15 protein-coding genes and 2 pseudogenes are annotated in these 19,362 nt (G+C 70.6%); 10 read left to right on the top strand and 7 right to left on the bottom strand.

Annotated features, from left to right (window positions below):
* Window positions 1–142 precede the first annotated feature (142 nt).
* Both ACFYXF_RS13935 and ACFYXF_RS13930 read left to right on the top strand, forming a co-directional pair.
* Window positions 143–523, top strand: a complete 381-nt coding sequence (locus ACFYXF_RS13935; protein WP_389349768.1) for a VOC family protein — start codon at window positions 143–145, stop codon at window positions 521–523.
* Between the two features lie 84 nt (window positions 524–607).
* Entirely contained in the window at window positions 608–1,621 is a 1,014-nt protein-coding gene (locus ACFYXF_RS13930) for an enoyl-CoA hydratase/isomerase family protein (RefSeq protein WP_389349767.1), read from the top strand.
* 25 nt (window positions 1,622–1,646) lie between these two features.
* Here the strand turns inward: ACFYXF_RS13930 and ACFYXF_RS13925 are convergent, their stop codons facing one another.
* Window positions 1,647–2,660, bottom strand: coding sequence for an NADP-dependent oxidoreductase (locus tag ACFYXF_RS13925; RefSeq protein ID WP_389349766.1), 1,014 nt, complete (start codon window positions 2,658–2,660; stop codon window positions 1,647–1,649).
* A gap of 147 nt (window positions 2,661–2,807) precedes the next feature.
* Between ACFYXF_RS13925 and ACFYXF_RS13920 the strand changes: the two genes are divergently transcribed.
* The 3 genes from ACFYXF_RS13920 (at window position 2,808) to ACFYXF_RS13910 (ending at window position 6,115) form a co-directional block, all read left to right on the top strand.
* Complete coding sequence (locus ACFYXF_RS13920; protein WP_389349934.1) at window positions 2,808–3,281, top strand: winged helix-turn-helix transcriptional regulator; 474 nt, start codon at window positions 2,808–2,810, stop codon at window positions 3,279–3,281.
* Window positions 3,282–3,422: 141 nt separating this feature from the next.
* Window positions 3,423–4,103 carry a class I SAM-dependent DNA methyltransferase gene (locus tag ACFYXF_RS13915; protein ID WP_389349765.1) on the top strand — a complete coding sequence of 227 codons (681 nt, stop codon included), beginning with the start codon at window positions 3,423–3,425 and terminating at the stop codon, window positions 4,101–4,103.
* A gap of 233 nt (window positions 4,104–4,336) precedes the next feature.
* A complete protein-coding gene (locus tag ACFYXF_RS13910; protein ID WP_389349764.1) occupies window positions 4,337–6,115 on the top strand; it encodes a SpoIIE family protein phosphatase in 1,779 nt (592 codons plus the stop codon).
* 84 nt (window positions 6,116–6,199) lie between these two features.
* Here the strand turns inward: ACFYXF_RS13910 and ACFYXF_RS13905 are convergent, their stop codons facing one another.
* Both ACFYXF_RS13905 and ACFYXF_RS13900 read right to left on the bottom strand, forming a co-directional pair.
* Window positions 6,200–7,669 (bottom strand): DUF1996 domain-containing protein, encoded by a 1,470-nt coding sequence (locus ACFYXF_RS13905; RefSeq protein ID WP_389349763.1) that lies wholly within the window; start codon window positions 7,667–7,669, stop codon window positions 6,200–6,202.
* Between the two features lie 88 nt (window positions 7,670–7,757).
* A pseudogene (locus ACFYXF_RS13900) lies at window positions 7,758–8,819 on the bottom strand (SMI1/KNR4 family protein); the annotation flags it as partial.
* Between ACFYXF_RS13900 and ACFYXF_RS13895 the strand changes: the two are divergent.
* Both ACFYXF_RS13895 and ACFYXF_RS13890 read left to right on the top strand, forming a co-directional pair.
* Window positions 8,796–8,978 carry a hypothetical protein gene (locus tag ACFYXF_RS13895; RefSeq protein WP_389349762.1) on the top strand — a complete coding sequence of 61 codons (183 nt, stop codon included), beginning with the start codon at window positions 8,796–8,798 and terminating at the stop codon, window positions 8,976–8,978. The pseudogene ACFYXF_RS13900 and the gene ACFYXF_RS13895 sit on opposite strands and share 24 nt — an antisense overlap.
* A gap of 84 nt (window positions 8,979–9,062) precedes the next feature.
* On the top strand, window positions 9,063–9,590 hold the full coding sequence (locus ACFYXF_RS13890) for a GbsR/MarR family transcriptional regulator (protein ID WP_389349761.1): 528 nt from the start codon (window positions 9,063–9,065) through the stop codon (window positions 9,588–9,590).
* Here ACFYXF_RS13890 and ACFYXF_RS13885 read toward each other — a convergent pair.
* From ACFYXF_RS13885 to ACFYXF_RS13870, 4 genes and pseudogenes are all read right to left on the bottom strand, one after another.
* The gene (locus tag ACFYXF_RS13885) at window positions 9,587–10,393 is read right to left on the bottom strand and encodes an ABC transporter ATP-binding protein (protein WP_389349760.1); all 807 of its coding nucleotides are present in this window, start codon (window positions 10,391–10,393) and stop codon (window positions 9,587–9,589) included. The genes ACFYXF_RS13890 and ACFYXF_RS13885 overlap by 4 nt on opposite strands.
* Window positions 10,390–11,446 (bottom strand): annotated as a pseudogene (locus ACFYXF_RS13880) (FecCD family ABC transporter permease). Before ACFYXF_RS13880 ends, ACFYXF_RS13885 begins: the two are co-directional and overlap by 4 nt.
* Complete coding sequence (locus ACFYXF_RS13875) at window positions 11,443–12,366, bottom strand: FecCD family ABC transporter permease (RefSeq protein WP_389349933.1); 924 nt, start codon at window positions 12,364–12,366, stop codon at window positions 11,443–11,445. Before ACFYXF_RS13875 ends, ACFYXF_RS13880 begins: the two are co-directional and overlap by 4 nt.
* 68 nt (window positions 12,367–12,434) lie before the next feature.
* Entirely contained in the window at window positions 12,435–13,487 is a 1,053-nt protein-coding gene (locus ACFYXF_RS13870; RefSeq protein WP_389349759.1) for an iron-siderophore ABC transporter substrate-binding protein, read from the bottom strand.
* Window positions 13,488–13,706: 219 nt separating this feature from the next.
* Here ACFYXF_RS13870 and ACFYXF_RS13865 point away from each other — a divergent pair, with 219 nt between their 5' ends.
* The 3 genes from ACFYXF_RS13865 (at window position 13,707) to ACFYXF_RS13855 (ending at window position 19,358) form a co-directional block, all read left to right on the top strand.
* A complete protein-coding gene (locus ACFYXF_RS13865; RefSeq protein ID WP_389349758.1) occupies window positions 13,707–16,625 on the top strand; it encodes an aminotransferase in 2,919 nt (972 codons plus the stop codon).
* 6 nt (window positions 16,626–16,631) lie between these two features.
* Entirely contained in the window at window positions 16,632–17,654 is a 1,023-nt protein-coding gene (locus ACFYXF_RS13860) for a LacI family DNA-binding transcriptional regulator (protein WP_389349757.1), read from the top strand.
* Between the two features lie 105 nt (window positions 17,655–17,759).
* Complete coding sequence (locus ACFYXF_RS13855; RefSeq protein WP_389349756.1) at window positions 17,760–19,358, top strand: ABC transporter substrate-binding protein; 1,599 nt, start codon at window positions 17,760–17,762, stop codon at window positions 19,356–19,358.
* Window positions 19,359–19,362: the final 4 nt, after the last annotated feature.

Here is a 19,362-nt window from a genome sequence, read left to right as displayed (position 1 = left end):
GGCTGCCCGGACAGGGCCGGCCCTGAAATGGGTTCGCCCACGCTCGACTCGTCGGGTACGTTCGCGGGGTTGTTCTCACTGCTGGGAGCCCTGCTCCCGGGCAGTTGACCGGCGGTTCCCAGGCTGAGAGCAGGTTTCGTCAATGGCATGTCGTATCAGTGAGCTGGTGCTCGGTTGCCGTGATCCCGAGGTGCTGGCGCGGTTCTGGTGCGAGGTCCTGGACTTCGTCGTGCTCGATCGCGAGGACGACGGCTCGTTGGAGATCGGGCCGCGCGAAGGGTTCGGCGGTCCGCAGCCGACGATCATCCTCAGCCGCAGGGACGAGCCGGAGAGGGGGAAGTCCCGGCTGCACATCGACGTCAACGCCACCGACCGCGACCAGGACGCCGAACTCGAACGCCTTCTGAAGCTCGGCGCGCGCCCGGCCGACATCGGCCAGACGGGGGAGGAGCAGTGGCACGTCCTGACCGACCCCGAAGGCAACGAGTTCTGCCTGCTCCGGGCCCGCCTCGCTCCGCTCTGAGCAGATCCACGCCTGATACCCGGCGAGCAAGGAACAGTGACGGACACGACAGCCGGAGCCGTCGTCGGTGCGGGATGCTGAACCATGACTGACACCACTGTGGCGGACGAGGTTCTCGCCCACGTCGACCGGGGCGTCGGCCGGATCCTGCTGAACCGGCCCAAGGCGCTCAACGCCCTGACGACGGACATGGTCGCCGCCATCGACAGCGCGCTCGTCGGGTGGGAGCACACGCCGCTGTCCGCCGTGGTGCTCGCCGGCACCAGCCCGAAGGCGTTCTGCGCCGGCGGGGACATCCGTACGATCCGCGAGCACAGCCTGGCCGGGGACGCCGAGGCCAGTGAGCGGTTCTTCGCGTCCGAGTACCGGCTCAACGCCCGGATCGCCGAGTATCCCGTGCCGGTCGTGTCGCTCATCGACGGTGTGTGCATGGGCGGCGGTCTCGGTCTGTCCGTCCACGGCGGCTTCCGTGTCGTCACCGAGCGCGCGGTGCTGGCGATGCCGGAGACCGCGATCGGGTTCTTCCCGGACGTCGGGGCCAGCTACTTCCTACCGAGGCTGCCGGGCGCGATCGGCATGTACCTGGGGCTGACCGGGCACCGGCTCGACGCGGCCGACGCCCTGTACACGGGGCTGGCCACGCACTTCGTCCCCGCGGACAGGCTCGACGCGGTCGCGGACGCCCTGGCCGACCACCCCGGCGACCCGGTGGATGTCGTATTGAACCGTCTCGCCGGCCGTTCCCCGGTGGGGGAGAGCGGGCTGGCGGCGGTACGCGGGGACATCGACGGGGCGTTCGGCGCGCCGACCCTCGGCGAGATCGAGAAACGCCTGCACCACCTCGACACCCCGTGGGCGACAGCCGCGCTGGCCGCTCTGGAGTCCGCCTCGCCGCAGAGCCTGGAGATCACCCACGCCCTGCTGACGCGGGGCAGACAGCGCACCTTGCGCGAGTGTCTCGACGCCGAACTCGCTCTCACGCGCACGACCATCCGTACGCCGGACTTCCTGGAGGGTGTCCGTGCGGCCCTCGTCGACAAGGACCGCAGTCCCGTCTGGGCGCGTGCGTCGCACGGCGGACGGACGCCGCCGGCCTGAGCATGCGGCTCCGGTCGGCCCGGTCTCAGTCGCTCTCGGGCGCCATCGTGACCACGACCTTGCCGGCCGTGGTGCGGCCCTGCTCGACGTACGCCATCGCCTCCAGCGTCCGGTCGAACGGGAACGTCCTGTCGATGACCGGGCGGAGCTGCCCGCTGTCGTACAGGGCGCCGAGCTCGCGCAGCTGGGAGCCGTTGGCCCGCATGAAGAAGAACTCGTAGCGCATGCCCAGCGCCCTGGCCCGCTTACGGACCTTGCGGCTGAGCGCGTTCATGACCACACCCATGAACGAGGGGGCGCCGAGCTGCTTGGCGAACCCGGCGTCCGGCGGGCCGACGACACCGATGGCCAGGCCACCGGGCTTCAGTACGGTCAGTGACTTCTCCAGGTTGGTGCCGCCCAGGGAGTCCAGCACCAGGTCGTAGCCGGACAGCACCTGGGAGAAGTCCTCCTTGGTGTAGTCGACGACGATGTCGGCGCCGAGACTCCTGACCAGCTTCTCGGTGTCGGGGGACGTGGTCGTCGCCACCTCGGCGCCGAGGTGCTTGGCGAGCTGGACGACCGTGGACCCGAGGCCGCCGGCACCGGCGTGGACGAGGACCTTGTGGCCCGGCTTCACCTGGGCGCGGTCGACGAGGATCTGCCAGGCGGCCAGGGCCACCAGCGGCACCGCGGCCGCCTCGTCGAGGGTGAGCGAGGCCGGTTTGGGGGCGACGTCGTCCACGTCGATCGCGATGTACTCCGCGAAGCCTCCGATCCGCAGGTCGCGGGGACGGGCGTAGACCTCGTCGCCGACCTCGAAGCTGTGTACGGCGGAACCGACCCGCGTCACGACGCCGGCCACGTCGTGGCCGAGGACGAACGGGAGCTTGTACTTCAGGAGCTGCTTGAACTCCCCGTTGCGGACCATCTTGTCCAGCGGATTGATACTGGCGGCGCTCACTCTGACCAGGACGTCGCGGTCCCCGACCGCCGGCTCGGCAACCTCTGCGGCGCGTGCGCCGTCCTTGCCGTACCTCTCGACGACGAATGCCTTCATGTCGGCCGCCCTTCTGAGTGATCTTCTCGAATGGTCGATGGCTTGTGTGCTGGTCACGACGCTAATCGCTGAGTATATGAAAGTAAACTCAGGTGAGGTTAGTATCACCCCATGGATGCGAGGACCGAAGCTCATCAGGACGCCGGCATGGACCCCCGTCTCGAACGGGACACGTCGAACTGCTCGATCGCCCGGACCCTTGAGGTCGTCGGTGAGAAGTGGACGATCCTGATCCTGCGCGAGGTCTGGTACGGCTCGTCCCGCTTCGGCGACTTCGAACGCGTCCTCGGCTGCCCCCGCAACCTGCTCGCGGCGCGGCTCCGGATGCTCGTGGAGGAAGGGATCCTGGCCACCGAGACCTACAAGGAGCCGGGCTCGCGGAGCCGGCCCAAGTACGTGATCACGCCCAAGGGCATGGATCTGGTCCCGGCCGTGATGGGGCTCCTGCAGTGGGGCGACCGTTACCGCGCCGACCCCGAGGGTCCGGCCGTACTCACGCGACATCGCGGCTGCGGAGCACACGTCGACGCCCGGATCCACTGCGAACTGGGCCACGCCGTGCAGCCGGAGGACATCGAGAGCGTCCCCGGCCCCGCCTTCCGTATGAAGCCCGCCGGCTGACCTGAGCACGGTCGCGCCGGGACTCGATCGATCCCTGGAAGTGAGCCACTGCGGCCATCGTGAACGATCCGCGCCTAAGCTTGCACAACTGTGAAAAAATTACCCGCAGACTGTGACATACCGGGCAGAAGGAGAATCCTCGTGACCAACCCCGCCGACGAAGTCGGCTACGGGAGCATATGGCTCGACCGCACCGGCCAGGCCGAGGCCTTCGACGCCATCGGCGACCGCTACGACGAGGCCTTCCCGCACAAGGAAGGCCAGATCGCCTCCGCCGAATGGCTCGTCGAGTCGCTGCCGCCCGGGGCCCGGGTGCTGGACCTGGGGTGCGGTACCGGCGTGCCGACCTCCCGCCGGCTCGCGGAGTCGGGCTTCCAGGTCGTCGGGGTCGACCTGTCGGAGCGGATGGTCGCGCTCGCCCACAAATACGTGCCCACCGGGGTGTTCCACCAGGCGGACATCGCCGATCTGCGGCCCGGAGGCCCCCGGGACCTCGGCCGCTTCGACGCGGTGACCGCCTTCTTCTCCCTGCTCATGCTGCCGCGCGCCGAGATTCCCCTCGCGCTGCGCACCATCCACCACGTGCTTCTGCCGGACGGTCTGTTCGCGCTGTCGATGGTGGAGGCCGACGTCGACGACTTCTCGATCCCGTTCATCGGAAGCACCATCCGGGTGTCCGGCTATCTGCGGGAGGAACTGCGCGAGGTCGTCGAGGACGCGGGCTTCGAGGTCGTCGAGGAGTCGTCGTACTCGTACGCTCCGGCCAGCGCGGACGTCCCGCCCGAGGTGCAGATCTTCCTGCGCTGCAGACGGCCCGCCTGACGCCCTCTGATCACCCCGCCCCGGCGGCGGTCCGCACGGTCGGAAGGAAACGCGTGACGAAGCACCTCGGAGCCGATGGAGGCACCGGCGGGCAGGCGGCCGACGGGCACGAGGCCGCTGCTCGCGCGCGTCGGCCGCAGTGTGCGGCTCCGTCGCCCGGGTCCGACGGCCGCTCCGACGGAGCACGCGCGCAGGCAGACGCGAATCCCGGCTCCGGGGGGAGCCGCCGGGCGATGCGTCCGTCGACGGCGGAAGATCCCGCCGTACGACCGGGCAGTTCCCGGCCCGACACCGCCGAGCAGGAGACCGACCGGCTCCGCTACCTCGACGCGGCGACCCGGCAGATCGCCCGTGGCATGAACCTCGACGAGATGCTGCAGGAGCTGTGCCGGGCGGCCGTACCGGCCTTCGCCGATGTGGCGCTCGTTCATCTGTACGCCCCGCTTCCGGTCGGTGACGAGGCCGCCGACCCGCCCGGCGTCCTGCGGCTGCACACGATGGACCGCGCACCCCTGCGGAAGGCGGCCACCCGCGGTTCCAATCCAGTCCCACCGGTCGCCGACACCGCCCGGGCGGCCGAGGTCGTACGGCTGTCTCCCACCGGTCCGCTCGCCAGGCTGCTACGGGCCGGGCGGCCGGTGTTCGGAGACCTTCCGGGCATCCGTTCCGTGGTGGCCGAACTGCTGGGCGTGGCCGACTCTCCCGGCACGGTGCCGCCAGGACGACGGCTGATCCTGGCCCCGCTCCACGGCCGCAGCCACGCCATGGGCAGCGTCGTCCTCATCCGTGGCCCCGGCAGGGCGGACTTCACCGGCGACGATCTGCTCGTCGCCTCCCAGCTCGCCACCCACACCGCACTCGGGATCCACAAGGCGGTGCTGTACACGAGGGAGGCGTCCGTCGCGGACGCGCTCCAGCGCACGATGCTGCCGCCCTCGCTGCCCGAGCCCGCCGGAGTCCAGCTGGCCAGCCGCTATCTGCCGGCCTCACGGACCGCGCAGGTCGGCGGCGACTGGTACGACGCGATCCTGCTGCCCGGCAACCGGGTCGCCCTCGTCATCGGCGACGTGATGGGCCACTCCATGACCTCGGCCGCGATCATGGGCCAGCTGCGCACCATCGTGCAGACCCTGGCCGGCCTCGATCTGCCGCCCGACGAGGTACTGCACCACCTCGACGAACAGGCGGAGCGGCTCGGCAGCGAGCACACCGCGACCTGCCTGTACGCCATGTACGACCCCGTACTGCACCGGTTGCTGGTGTCCAACGCGGGGCATCTGCCGCCGGTGCTCCTGCACCCCGACGGCAGTACGGAGGTCCTGCCGGTGCCGCCCGGAGTACCGATCGGCGTGGGCGGCGGTGGATTCGAGTCCACCGAGATGCACGCACCGGCCGGATCGACGCTGCTGCTGTACACCGACGGTCTGGTCGAGTCCCGTGACTCGGACGTGCTGACCGGAGTGGACCGGCTGCGCGCACGGCTGCGGACCGCCACCTCCGGTTCCGGGCCCCCGGCACCGGCGGAGGTGTGCGATCAGGCGCTCGGCACGCTGGGCGCGGGGGACCGGGACGACGACATCGCGCTGCTGGCCGCCCGGTTCGAGGGCATCCTGCCGGAGACCGTCGCGTACTGGTACATGGCCCCCCGTCCGCAGACCGCGCGACAGGCCCGTCGGCTGACCCGCAGAACACTGCGCGACTGGGGTCTCGACGCCCTGGTGGAGTCCACCGAACTCATGGTCAGCGAGGTCGTGGCGAACGCCGTACGTTTCGCCTCCCGGCCGATCACCCTGCGACTGCTCTGCACGGACGTGCTGCGCTGCGAGGTGGGTGACAACTCGCCGCTGGTGCCGAGGATGCGCCACGCCCGGCTCAGCGACGAAGGCGGCCGGGGGCTCTTCCTGGTGGACCAGCTGGCACAGAGCTGGGGGGTGACCCGGGTGAGCACGGGCAAGGTGGTCTGGTTCGACCAGCCGCTGCCCGGACCGCTCGGCGACCAGGAGCCCGCCTGAAGGCTCCCACCGGAGCACCCCGTTCATGGCGGTGGGCGCCGTCGGTACTACGACGACGCCCACCGCTCGGTAACTCGGCCGGACTCAGCTGCACTTGCGTCCGGTGTTGATGCACTGGACGAGCTTGTTCATCAGCTTCGCGTCGAAGACGTTGATGAAGTCACCGTGGTCGGTGACCGGCTTGTGCTGCTGCTCGGGGAAACCGTCCAACGCGTAGAACGGGGTGGTCTTCCCGTTGTCCTTCACGCTGGGCGCCTTCACCGCGTACACCAGTCGCTGCACCAGCTGCGGGATGGCCTTGAAGCCGGTCGGGCAGTTGCCGGCGGCGTCGGCGAACGCCACGTGGGTGCGGTGGTTGGCGCTGTCGATGTTCGTGCCGTCCCAGCAGCTCTGGAACTTGAAGGTGCGCACCACGTTGCTGCCACGGGGGCAGAGCGGGTACTTGTCCTTCAACTGCACCTTGTTCTCGAAGCCGGTGCAGCTCCAGGAGGCGTTGGCGTTGGCCGTGCCGTTGACGAACGCCTTGGCGTCACCGGTGATGATGCGAAGGAACTTGGGCATTGCCACCACCTTGCCGCGGGGGCTGCCCACGAAGTCAAGAGTGGCCTGCTTGGCCGTCAGGATCCGGCCGGTGTTGCCCTCGGCGCCGCCGCCCAGCTTGTCGTTGTCGAACTCCTTGGTGCCGTCCTGGAGGCGCAGCACCGGCCAGTAGTACGTCGACTTGTCGCCCTGGTTCTGGCAACTGGTCGCGGCCTTGGCGAAGTCCTGGTCGCTGGAGAAGGCGTCGTTGTCCTGGTTGCCGACGTAGTCGTGCACGTGGTGCGCGCCGTTGGTGACACCGGGCGCGACGATCACGTTGTCGCTGTTGTACAGCTTGTTGGCGTTCACCCCGCACTTGGTGACGAAGGAGCCCTTCGACGCCTTCGCCGACCTGGCCGGCGTCTTCACGTTGGCCTTCACCTTGGTGATGTCCACGAAGTCGGCGGCGACCGGGCCGTTGCCGGCAACACCGGCATTGGTGTTGTTGCTCGGGCTGGCGCTGGCGCTGGCGCTGGCACTGGGCTGGCCGGCGGCGGGCTGGTTGCCGGTGGCCTTCAGCGTGCAGGCCGCGAGGGCGTCAAGGCCCTGCGGCTTGGCCGCCACCCGGCCGATGGCGGTGGCGATCCGGTCGATCGTCGCCTTCCGCTTGTCCTTCAGCGGGCCGATGATCGCGTTCTGGGCGAAGTTGGGGTCCTGCGCGATCGCCCTCTGCGAGGTGGAAAGGCGCTGGTACGCCTCGGAGATCTGCTTGTCGAGGAGCGCCAGTTCCCTGTCGACCTGGGCCTTCGCCTGGGCGGGCACGGAGGTCAACTGCTGGCCGACGTCGGGGCAGTCGATGGTGGAGCTGCCGGCCGCGAACACCTGGTTCTGGGCAGAGCCCTTCGACGCGCCGGTCTCGTCGGCCGAGGCGTAGATGTTGACCGCCACCAGCCCACCGGCGCCGATGGCCAGTGCGGCCGCCGCGCCTACCGCCCGGCGGGCAGTCTTCGATTTTCTTCGCGTGTTGCGTGTCATCGGGCCTCTCAAGGACATCTGCCGGAGTCGGCAGGACTTCCGGCATGGGGGAAGCGCGTCCATAGATACGGATGTGAGCGCGGAATACTCAGCGGATTCTCAGGTTCGTAGGTTTCTCCATCCATGAATGGGGCAAGGGTCCACAATCCGGGCCCGGTTCGACGTCGTGACGCGGCAGGGATGCGCCGAACTCCCCGGCCACCGCTTCGAGTAGTGACCGTTCCGCCCCAGCCGCGTCCTTCGGATCGCCGAAGAACCGGCTCGGATCCAGCGCCCGCGGTATCTCCCCGTTCTGCTCGATCTCCCCGTGCGCGTACGTGAACGCGTGCTCCTCGGCGCCGTCCCGTGCCACCGAGAGGTGGAAGAACGGTTCCCCGTGCCATGTCCTCAGGCCGCTCCACACCACCACCGCGCGGGTGCCCTCGCTGGCGGCCGCGGCCGGGGAGACGAAGCGCGGCCGGTCGAAGGGGGCCGGATCGCTCTCGAAGGCGAAGCTCCAGCCGTGGCCGGCCCGGCCGACCGACATGAGGGCCCTGTCGTCGAAGGACAAGAACTCCCTTTGGCTGTGTGGCTATCCGTGCCGCGCCTCCCAGGAGTTCGTGGGCGCGTTCAGCACGCCATTGTCCTCGCCCTCGTCCCTGTCCGTGAGACGTCCGGGCAGCTCCTCCGGCTCTACGCCTTCCACCAGGACGAACCGGTAGGACGTGCGGTTGTTGCCAGGGTCCGGCTCCGCGAGCCACGCCAGGGTGTTCGGGTCGAGCCCGGCCGTCCGGCCCGGTGCCTCGCCGGTCTGCCCGCCCCTCGGCGTGGACAGCAGCTCGCGGCCCCGCTCCGGGGTCAGCAGCGGTCCGAGCACGGGGTCGGCCACCCACCCCAGCGGCGCCAGGTGGTCCGGGCCCAGCGGCTCCCACAGGGGGAGAGCCGTCATCAGCGTTCGCCAGGCCCCGTCGGAGTCTCCCCACCGGGCCAACTCCCGCGCCCGCTCGACCGCTTCCCTGAACGGTCCGGCCACCGTGTACCGGTACGTGCCGTTCCTCACCCGGTCCAGCGTCGCGTAGGCCAGCGACAGCAGGTCGTCTTTAGCGCCCCGCAGATGGAACGGCAGCGTGGAGTCGTCCCGGTACGAGTGCGCCTCGCCCTCCGCCACCACACCCTCGCCCGGTGCCGGGCGATCGCCGAGGCGGCCCTGTCCGCACCGACCGCCGCACAGGCCCGCCGGGCGGCCCTCGCCCTCGCCGACCCGGAGGTGGCGACGCTGCTCGGGCTCGGCGTGGGAGAGGCCGGCCGGGGAGTGCTTCGGCGCCCGTGACGGCCGGCGGTCCGTCCGACGTTTGCCCCGTCGTGGCATGTTCCCTAGGCTCCCCGGAAGATCATGCGCCGGGGAGGCAGAGCAGTGGAACCGCAGGACGGCGGGCCGAAGGGCGAGATGGACGAGCGGGACGGGGAGACGTTCCCGGACTGGTTCATCGAGAGCTTCGCGGACTACTGGCAGAGCATGGGGTCCTCGCGCATCGAAGGACGGATCGCCGCGTATCTGATGGTCAGTGACGCGGCCGAGGGCGTGTCGGCGGAGGAGCTGGCCGAGGTGGCCGGAGCCAGCCGCGGTTCGGTGTCGACGTACACCCGCAGTCTCATCGCGGCGGGATTCGTCCGCCGGGTGCGGCGCCCCGACGACCGTGCCCACTACTACGTCATGGACGAGGACGTCTGGGGCGGCTTCCTGGACAAGGAACAGGGCTATCTCCGCAGCCAGCGCGACCTCGCCGCGCGAGCGCTGGCCGGAACCACCCCCGGCGGCCCCGCCCACCAGCGCATCCGCAACATGCGGGACTACCTGGGCTGGCTGCTTGAGGTACAGCAACTGCCCGTCGCCTGGCGCAAGTACAAGGCGGAGCGGGACGACCAGGAGAGGGAGAGTTAGGCGCTCCGCGTGTGGTGCCTGCCCACGGGCAGGACCAGCGGGGCGCCCGACACCGGGTCCTCGATGACCTCGGCGCGCAGGCCGAACACGTCCGCCACGGTCCGCGAGGTCACCACCTCGGTCGCGGCGCCCGTCGCGTACAGGGCCCCGTCCTTCACGGCGACGAGGTGGTCGGCGTACCGGGCGGCGAGGTTGAGGTCGTGCAGGACCATGACGACGGTCGTGCCCCGGTCGCGGTTGAGGTCGGTGAGCAGGTCGAGGACCTCTACCTGGTGGGTGACGTCGAGATAGGTGGTCGGCTCGTCGAGCAGCAGGACGTCGGTCTCCTGGGCGAGGGCGGTCGCGATCCACACCCGCTGGCGCTGTCCGCCGGAGAGTTCGTCGACGGGACGGTCGGCGAGGTCCAGTACGCCCGTCGCCGTCATGGCGCGTGCCACCGCCTCGTCGTCGGCCGGTGTCCAGCGGCCCAGCAGTCCATGGTGCGGGGTGCGGCCACGCGCCACCAGGTCGGCCACCGCGATACCCTCGGGCGCGGTGGGGGACTGGGGCAACAGGCCCAGCGCGCGGGCCACTTGACGCGTGGGCGTGCGGTGGATGTCCTTGCCGTCGAGCAGCACCGACCCGCGCTCGGGTGCCAGCAGCCGGGCCATCCCGCGCAGCAGCGTGGACTTGCCGCAGGCGTTCGCGCCGACGATCACGGTCACCGCGCCCGGCGGGATCCGCAGGTCGAGGCCGTCGACGACGATCCGTCCGGCGTAGCCGAAGCGGGCGGCCTCGACGGTGAGGGTACGGGTGGTGCTCACAGGACTCCTTCACCGCGAGAGGTACGACGGGACCGGGCCAGCAGCCACAGCAGGCAGGGCGCGCCCAGGGCCCCGGTGACGACACCGACGGGGAAGCGGGTGTCGAAGGCGAACTGGCCGACGAGATCGGCGGCCAGTACGAGGACCGCGCCGGTGAGCGCGGCCGGCAGCAGCGGTGAGCCGTTGCCGCCGGTCAGCCGCTGGGCGACGGGCCCGGAGAGGAAGGCGACGAACGCGATGGGGCCGGTCGCCGCAGTGGCGAGCGCGGTCAGCCCGACGGCGCCGAGCACGAGGGCCAGACGTACGGTCTCCACCCGGGTGCCGAGCGCGCGGGCGCTGTCGTCACCGAGCTGAAGCGCCGTCAGTGGGCGCTCCAGCGCCAGCAGTACGGCCGCCAGCGGCACCACTCCGGCGGCCAGTGGACCCACCCCGTCCCAGAACGCCGAGCCGAGGCTCCCGGTCAGCCAGCGCATCGCCTCCTGCACGTCCCAGGCCGGCGCCCGCAGCAGCAGATACGAGGTCACGCTGTTGAGGAGCGCGCCCATCCCGATGCCGACGAGCACGAGCCGCGCGCCGAGCACCCCTTGACGGTAGGTCAGCAGGTAGATGACGAGGGCGACCAGGACTCCCGCCGGTACGGCGACCACGAACACCGCCGTGCCGCCGAGCCCCAGCACGATGATCGCGAACACGGCCGCCGCACTCGCCCCCGACGTGATGCCGATGACGTCCGGACTGGCCAGCATGTTCCGCAGCAGCGTCTGGAAGGTCGCCCCGGCCAGCCCGAACGCGAACCCGGCCAGCGCCCCCGGTGAGCGCCCGAGGCAACCGCAGCCGCCCCACGGTGAAGGAGGCGCCGGGCACGGTCTCACCGAGGACGACGCGCACGGCGTCGTAGGGGGAGTAGACCGTGTGACCGACGCACAGGCTGGTGACGAACAGCGCGGCGAGCACCGCGACCAGGCACACGACGACCGTTCGCCGGCGGTGGACCCGGCGCCGTCGGCCGCGACGGATCAGCTCGACGGAGGCGGCCCCGATGGTCTCGCTCACAGCTCCCGTACCTTCTGCCGTCGGGCGACGGCGATGAACACCGGCGCCCCGATGACCGCCGTCACGATGCCGACCTCCATGTCCCCGGGCCGGGCCACCAGACGGCCCGTCACATCGGCGAGGGTCACCAGGGCCGCCCCGGTGAGGGCGGACAGCGGCAGGACCCAGCGGTTGTCGGGGCCGGTCAGCAGCCGGACCGTGTGCGGGACGACCAGGCCGACGAAGCCGATGGGGCCCGCCGCCGCGGTCGCCGCCCCGCACAGAAGGACCGCCCCTAGGGCCGCCAACAGGCGGGTACGGGCGACGTGTTGACCCAGACCGGTGGCCAGGTCGTCGCCGAGCGCGAGCGCGTTGAGGCCCCGCGCGGAGGCCAGGCTGAGCACGAAACCGACGCCGAGCAACGGCAGCACTTGGAGGATGCCGTCCGCCGACGCGCCGCCAACCCCGCCGATCTGCCAGAACCGGAAGGTGTCCACCACGTCGAGACGCGGCAGCAGCACCGCGCTGACCAGCGAGGACAACGCGGCCGTGACCATCGTCCCGACCAGCGCCAGCTTCACCGGCGTCGCACCGCCCCGACCGCGCGAGCCGATCACGTACACGAGCACGGCCGCCGCACCCGCCCCGCCGACCGCCAGCCACATGTACTGCGCCGGTGTGCTGATGCCGAGGTACGCGATGCCGCAGACGACTGCCAGCGCGGCACCGGCGTTGACCCCGAGGATGCCCGGGTCGGCCAGCGGATTGCGGGTCAGGCTCTGCATCACCGCACCTGCCGTGCCCAGCGCCGCGCCGACCAGCAGCGCGAGCCCCGTACGGGGGACACGCTGCCGGACGGCGGCCCGGGCGAGGGAGCCGTCCTCGCCGTGCACGAGGGCGGCCAGCGCGTCGCCGGGGGAGACCGTCCGGGCGCCGAACATAACGGACAGCACGGCGGCCACGGCGACCAGCAGCACACAGGCCGGCAGCCACAGCGACGAGCGTGTTCTCACTTGAGGTTGGCAGCCGCGTCGGCGAGCAGACCGGCGTACTCGTCGGTGGTGGCCGGGATGGTGAGCGCGGTGGGCGGGGAGAGCGCGGCGGCCAGCTCGGAGTTGTCCTCCAGGACGACGACCGCGCCCTTGGCGATCGCCGGGATCTTGCCGAGCAGCGGGTCCTTCTGGACCCTGGCCAGGAGCTTGTCGTCGCCGTAGGTCACGAAGATGTCGACGTCGTCGAAGACGTCGGCCTTCTCCGCGCTGATGGTGGCGTAGAACTCCTCGGTCTTCGCGGACAGGTCCGTCAGGCTGTCCGGGTACTTCATGCCGAGGTCGACGGAGAACTGGTTCCGGGCGTCGTGGGTGGTGTAGTAGCCGACGGTGCTGAAGTCCTTGGGGTCGATGTAGCCGACCAGCGCGGTACGGCCCGCGATCGTGGGGTGGCTCGCGGCAGCCTCGTCGATCGACTTCTCCAGGCTCGCGACGAGCGCGTCGCCCTCCGAGGCGAGGCCCAGTGCCTCGGCGTCGAGCCGGACGGTGTCCCGCCAGGTCGTGCCGTACGCGGTGTCGGGGTAGGAGACGGTCGGGGCGATCTCGCTGAGGGTGGTGTAGTCGGCCTTGGAGAGGCCGGAGTGGGCGGCGAGGATCACGTCCGGCCTGGTGTCGGCTATCGCCTCGAAGTCCAGGCCGTCGGACTCGTCGAACAACGCGGGCGTGTCGGCCTTCAGTTCCGTCAGCTTCTTCGTGGTCCACGACAGCACGCCGTCGCCGTCCTGGTCGCCGTACGTCTGCTTCGGGATGCCGACGGGGACGACCCCGAGGGCGAGTGCGGCGTCGTGGTTGCTCCACACGATCGTGGCGACGCGCGTCGGCTTCTTCTCGATCACCGTCGTACCGAAGGCGTGCTTGATGCTCACGGGGAAGGCGGCGGCGGACGTAGAGGAGGAGGCCTCCGACGAACCGGCGGAGTCGGAATCGGAGTTGGAGTCCGCACAGCCGGTCAGTACGAGCAGGGCGGAGGCCGCGCAGGCGGCCAGGGTTCTTCTGAGGGAGGGGACTCTCATGACGCCATCCAGGAGGTGCGAGTGGCCGCTGAGCGGCGGGGGCGAGGTGAGGGTAGCCTTACCAACCCCAAACTTTCAATTTTTTTGAAATGTCCCCTGATGGTATTGACGCTCCGGGATGTCGGATCTACGTTTGCCGGAACGTTCCGGCATGAAGGCCACGCGCTGTGCCGGAGACACGCAAGGCAAGAGACACACGCAGGAGAAGTGGTGCCACCCATGGGTCTTCCCTCCGCCGACTGGCTCGTCGAGCCGATCGCCCAGGTCGACGAGGCCGACGTGCTCGCGCTGCTCGCCGAGCGGTTCGGGGTGCGGGGCACGGTCCAGTCGCTGGGCAGCCAGCAGGACCAGAACTACCGGGTGCGCACCGACACCGCCGACCACGTCCTGAAGATCGCCAACCCGGCGACCCTCCCCGCCGCCCTCCGTGCACAGTGCGCGGCCATCGACGAACTGGCCACGGCACTCCCGGAGTTGAGGCTCCCGCGGGCCCGGCCCGGCGTCGATGGTGACCGGCTCCAGTGGCTCACCGTCGACGGCTCGGAACTCGCCTGTCTGCTCCTGGACTTCGTCCCCGGCGAGCCGATCATGGACAGCCGCTACCTCGCCCCGTCGGTCGTCGCCCGGCTGGGCGGCATCGCCGGACAGGTCGCCGCCGCCCTGGCCGGTCTCGACGCCGCCGAGCCGGACCGGGTCCGGCTGTGGGACCTGCGCAACGCGCTCACGGTGGTCGAAACGCTGGCCCCGCACCTGTCCGACCAACTCCGCGCCCAGCGCGTGCTTCGTGCCGCCCGTGCCGCACACGCCCTGGTCGGGCCGTACGCCGACCTGCTGCCGACCCAGGTCGTCCACGGCGACATCACCGACAACAACGTGGTCTGCGAGACCGCCCCCGACGGCCGCCCCCTGCCCGTCGGCGTGATCGACTTCGGCGACCTGGGCCTCGGCTGGACGGTCGCGGAACTGGCCGTCGCCTGCACCTCCGTCCTGCACCACCACGGGGCGGGCCCGACGTCCGTACTGCCCGCCGTGCGCGCCTTCTACGCCGAACGCCCCCTCGGTGACGACGAGATCACCGTGCTCTGGCCGCTGGTCGTGCTGCGCGCGGCCGTCCTGGTGGTCAGCGGCCAGTACGACGTGCGGCTCGACCCGGACAACCACTACGCCTCGGCCGCGCTGGACCGCGAGTGGACGATGTTCGAGGTCGCGGCCTCGGTCCCGGCACAGGTGATGACGGCCCAACTCCGGGACGCGCTGGGCCTGTCGACGACCCGCACGCCGTTCACCGGCGACCGATTGGTGCCCGAACTCCCGGACGCCGTACCCGCCCTCGACCTGTCGGTGTTCGCCGACGATCTGCACACCGGCCGCTGGCAGGACGCCGACGTCGAACAAGCCCTCGCCACCTCGATGCTGACGGACCATCAGGCCGCACGGACCCGGCACGGCGAGTACCGGCTGACCCGCACGACCGTCGACACCGGGACCCCGCCCGAGACCTGCGCGCTCGGCGTGGAGCTGTACGTCACCGGCCCGTTGGAAGTCCGGGCGCCCTGGGAGGGCACGCTCACCCGGGACGCCGACCGGGTCGTGGCACTCCGTCAGGACAACGGCCCCGACCTGATCCTGGACGGCCTCGACACCGGCCCCCTGCCCTCCGGCCCCGTCAAGCCCGGCCGGTTGCTCGGCACGATCGCCGCCGACGACGGCCGCCACCGGTTGCACGTCCAACTCTCCCGGCTCCCCGGCCTGCGCCCACCCCGCTTCGCCACCCCCGACCTCGCCGCCGGCTGGCTCGACGTCTGCCCGGACCCCACCGCACTCCTGCTCACCGCCGCTCCCGAACCACCCTCCGCAGAACCGGAGTTGCTGGAGCGCCGTAACAACTCCCTCGCCACCGTCCAGGAGCACTACTACGAGGCCCCGCCCCGTATCGAGCGCGGCTGGCGCCACCACCTGGTCGACACCCGGGCCCGCGGCTACCTCGACATGCTCAACAACGTGACCGTCCTGGGCCACGGCCACCCCGCCCTGAGCGACGCCGTCCACCGCCAGTGGCAGCGGCTCAACACCAACTCCCGCTTCCACTACGCCTCGGTGGTCGAGCTCTCCGAACGGCTCACCGAACTGCTCCCCGCCGAACTCGACACCGTGTTCCTGGTGAACAGCGGCTCCGAAGCCGTCGACCTCGCGCTCAGGCTCGCCTGGGCGACCACCGGACGGCAGGACGTCGTCGCCGTCGAAGAGGCCTACCACGGCTGGACCTTCGCGAGCGACGCCGTCTCCACCTCCGTCGCCGACAATCCCAACGCACTCTCCTCACGCCCGAATTGGGTGCACACGGTCGCGGCGCCCAACACCTACCGGGGCCGGTACCGGGGCGAGGAGGCCTGGCGCTACGGCCCCGAGGCCGCCGCCCGCATCACCGAACTCGCCGCCGAGGGCCGCCCACCCGCCGCCTTCCTGTGCGAGCCGTACTACGGCAACGCCGGCGGGATGGCCCTCCCCGACGGCTACCTGAAGCAGGTCTACGAAGCGACCCGCGCCGCCGGCGGCCTCTGCATCGCCGACGAGGTCCAGGTCGGCTACGGCCGGCTCGGCACCCACTTCTGGGGCTTCGAGCAGCAGGGCGCCGTACCGGACGTCGTGACCGTCGCCAAGGCCATGGGCAACGGACACCCGCTCGGCGCGGTGATCACCCGGCGCGAGATCGCCGACGCCTACCGCACCCAGGGCTACTTCTTCTCCTCCTCCGGCGGCAGCCCCGTCAGCTCGGTCGTCGGTCTCACCGTCCTCGACGTCCTGCGCGACGAGGGCCTCCAGGCCAACGCCCGTGACGTGGGCGGCTACTTGAAGGACCGGCTCGTCGAACTCGCCGACCGGCACCCGCTGATCGGCGCCGTGCACGGCTCGGGCCTCTACCTGGGCGTGGAGTTCGTGCGCGACCGTACGACCCTGGAGCCCGCGACCGAGGAGACGGCCGCGATCTGCGAGCGGCTGCGTGAACTCGGCGTGATCATGCAGCCGACCTCCGACCGGCAGTGCGTGCTGAAGATCAAGCCGCCGCTGTGTCTGACCCGGGACAGCGCGGACGTGTTCGTCGCCGCCCTCGACGACGTCCTCACCCACGGTTGGTGACCCGCCATGTCGACCAGGATTCCTGACCTGCCCCCCGGGCCCGACGCGCCCACCATCGCCGACGTGGCCCGGGAGGCCGCGGTCTCCAAGACCACCGCGTCGGACGCGCTGCGCGGACACGGCCGGGTGTCGGGGCCCACCCGCAGGGCGGTCCTGGAGGCGGCCGAGCGGCTCGGCTACGCGCCCAACCGCACCGCCCGCAGCCTGCGCACCTCGGTGACCGAGACCATCGCACTGCACATCCCCGAGTTCCTGACCAGCGCCGAGTACTACATGTCGTTCGTCTTCGGCGTCGCCGAACAGGCGGCCCGCGCCGGACTCAACGTCACCCTGCTGTCCTCCGGACACCTCCCGCACCGGCGCGGCACGATCCCGCAGGTCGACGGCCTCGTGCTGTGCGACCCGATGGCCGAGGACCCGTTCGTCGAACAGCTCATGAGCAGCGGACTGCCGGTCGTCACGGCCGAACGGTACGTCGGCGACCGTGAGCCCACCGGGGTCGTACGGTCCGACCACGACGCGTCGATGACCGAACTCCTCGACCACCTCTACGCGTCCGGCGCCCGCCGCCCGGCGTTCGTCGCCTCCGACACCACCGGCGACTGGGCCCTCACCCTCCAGCGGACCCACGCCCGCTGGTGCGCCGAGCACGGCCTGCCCGAACTCGTCAGCAAGGAGCCGTTCGGCTCCCCGCCCCACGTGCTGCAGGCCGCCGTACGGCAACTGCTCGCGCGGACGCCGGACATCGACGCGATCGTGTGCGCCGCGGACGGCGCCGCCGCGGCCGTACTGCCCGAACTCCGCGCCGCCGGACGCACGGTGGGCCAGGACCTGCTCCTCGCCTCCTGCGTCGACAGCTCCGCCATGCGAACGGCGGAACCCCCGATCACCGCGGTCGACCTACGGCCGCGGACCATGGGCGCCGAGTGCGCCCGGCTGCTCTGCGAGATCCTCTCCGGCGAGACACCACGGGGGACCGTGCGTCCCCTTCCCATCGACCTCCACTTCCGCGCCTCCACCTCTGCGTAGGCGATCTCCGAAAGCGTCACAGGAATCCCGTGTCACCCCAACTCCCAGTTTTCTCACCGTAATTGCCGGAACGATCCGGCAAACTCTCCGAAAGGAGGAGCGAGAATGCGAAGATCAGCACTTCTCGTCGCCTGTTCCGCCGCTCTCTCGGCCGCCATGACATCCTGTTCCGCGCCTGCCACCACGGATGCGGGCACCGCCGGCAAGGCGTCGAAGACCGGTTACCTCGCGGAATCCGACGCTTCCCTGAAGGGTTCCGGACCGCTCACGGTCCAGCTCGACTACGACTCGGTGGAGGCCGGTGGTCTCGATCCGCAGACCGCCGCCACCGCCCGCTCCTGGTCGATCGAGTCCCTCGTCTACGAGCCCCTCGTGACCGTCGACCCCACGTTCGGCATCGAGCCCCTGCTGGCCAGCTCCTGGAAGCAGCCCGACGCCACCACCTACGTCTTCACCCTCCGCAAGGGCGTGACCTTCTCCAACGGCCGCGCCCTCACCCCCGCAGACGTCGTCGGCAGCATCCAGCGCCTGCTGAAGTCCAAGGCCGCCTACGCCGCCCAGCTCGGCCCGGTGAAGTCCGTGCAGGCCACGGGCGCGGACCAGGTGACCGTCGAACTCACCAAGGCCTACACGCCGTTCCTCGCCGCGCTCGCCAACACCCCCGCCGCGATCCTCCCCATGAAGGAGATCGACGACGGCTCGCTGGACCCGCAGAAGGAAATGCTGGGCACCGGCCCGTTCGTAGTGAAGAACCACAAGCAGGACCAGTACTGGAACTTCACCCGCAACTCGTCCTACCGCGACACGAATAACATCCGCATCAGCGATCTGAAGATCGAGATCGTGCCGCAGGAAGCCGCCCGACTCGCCGCCCTGCGCAATGGCAGCGCGGCATTCGTGAACTTCAACAACGTCGACTCCATGGACCAGTTGACCGGCACGAAGAACGCCAAGGTCGTGAGCCAGACCAACAGCGACTTCTACTACCTGATCCAGAACTCGAAGAACCCCGACTCACCACTCGCCGAAGAGAAGGTCAGGTTCGCGCTGAACAGCGCCCTGAACCGGACCGAGATCGCCTCCGTCGCCCTCGGCGGCCAGTCCCAGCCCACCGGTGTCACCCCGAGCGTCCTGCCCGGCGCCTGCGACCCCGCGAAGCTGCCCGCCGAGACCGGCGACACGACCGCCCTGAAGAACATCGGCACCCTGCGCCTCGCCGTCTACACCTCCGAGCCCGCCGTCGGCCAGATCGCCCAGGTCATCCAGCAGCAGCTCGCCGCCGCCGGCGTCACCGTCAGGATCCAGAAGTACGACGACACCACCTACGGTGCCAAGGTGTTCGGCGCCGAGCCCGACTTCGACCTCGCCATCGGCTGGTTCGCCGGCTACGTCGACGCCTCCATGGTGTCCCGCTGGTGGAACCCCGTCATCGCGGGCTTCTCCGGCACCTTCCTCAACGACGACAAGACTCTCGACGCCCTCATCGACAAGGCCGCGAGCGAGCCCGACGGCAGCGCCCGCACCAAGACCCTCGCCGACCTGTGCGCCCGCGTCGACACCGCCGCCCAGATGCTGCCCCTGGTGACCCGCCCCTCCGTCATCGGCTACCGCACCGACCAGGTCAGCCCCACCCTGCGCTCCTCCGAGGGCTACGGCAACTTCCTGCGCGACCTCACCTCCTACACGCTCCCGGGCGCGAAGTAGCCGG

The organism is Streptomyces sp. NPDC002680 (assembly GCF_042889145.1).
GTDB classification, from domain to species: Bacteria; Actinomycetota; Actinomycetes; order Streptomycetales; family Streptomycetaceae; genus Streptomyces; species Streptomyces adonidis.
This window is presented reverse-complemented; position numbering and strand designations above follow the sequence as displayed.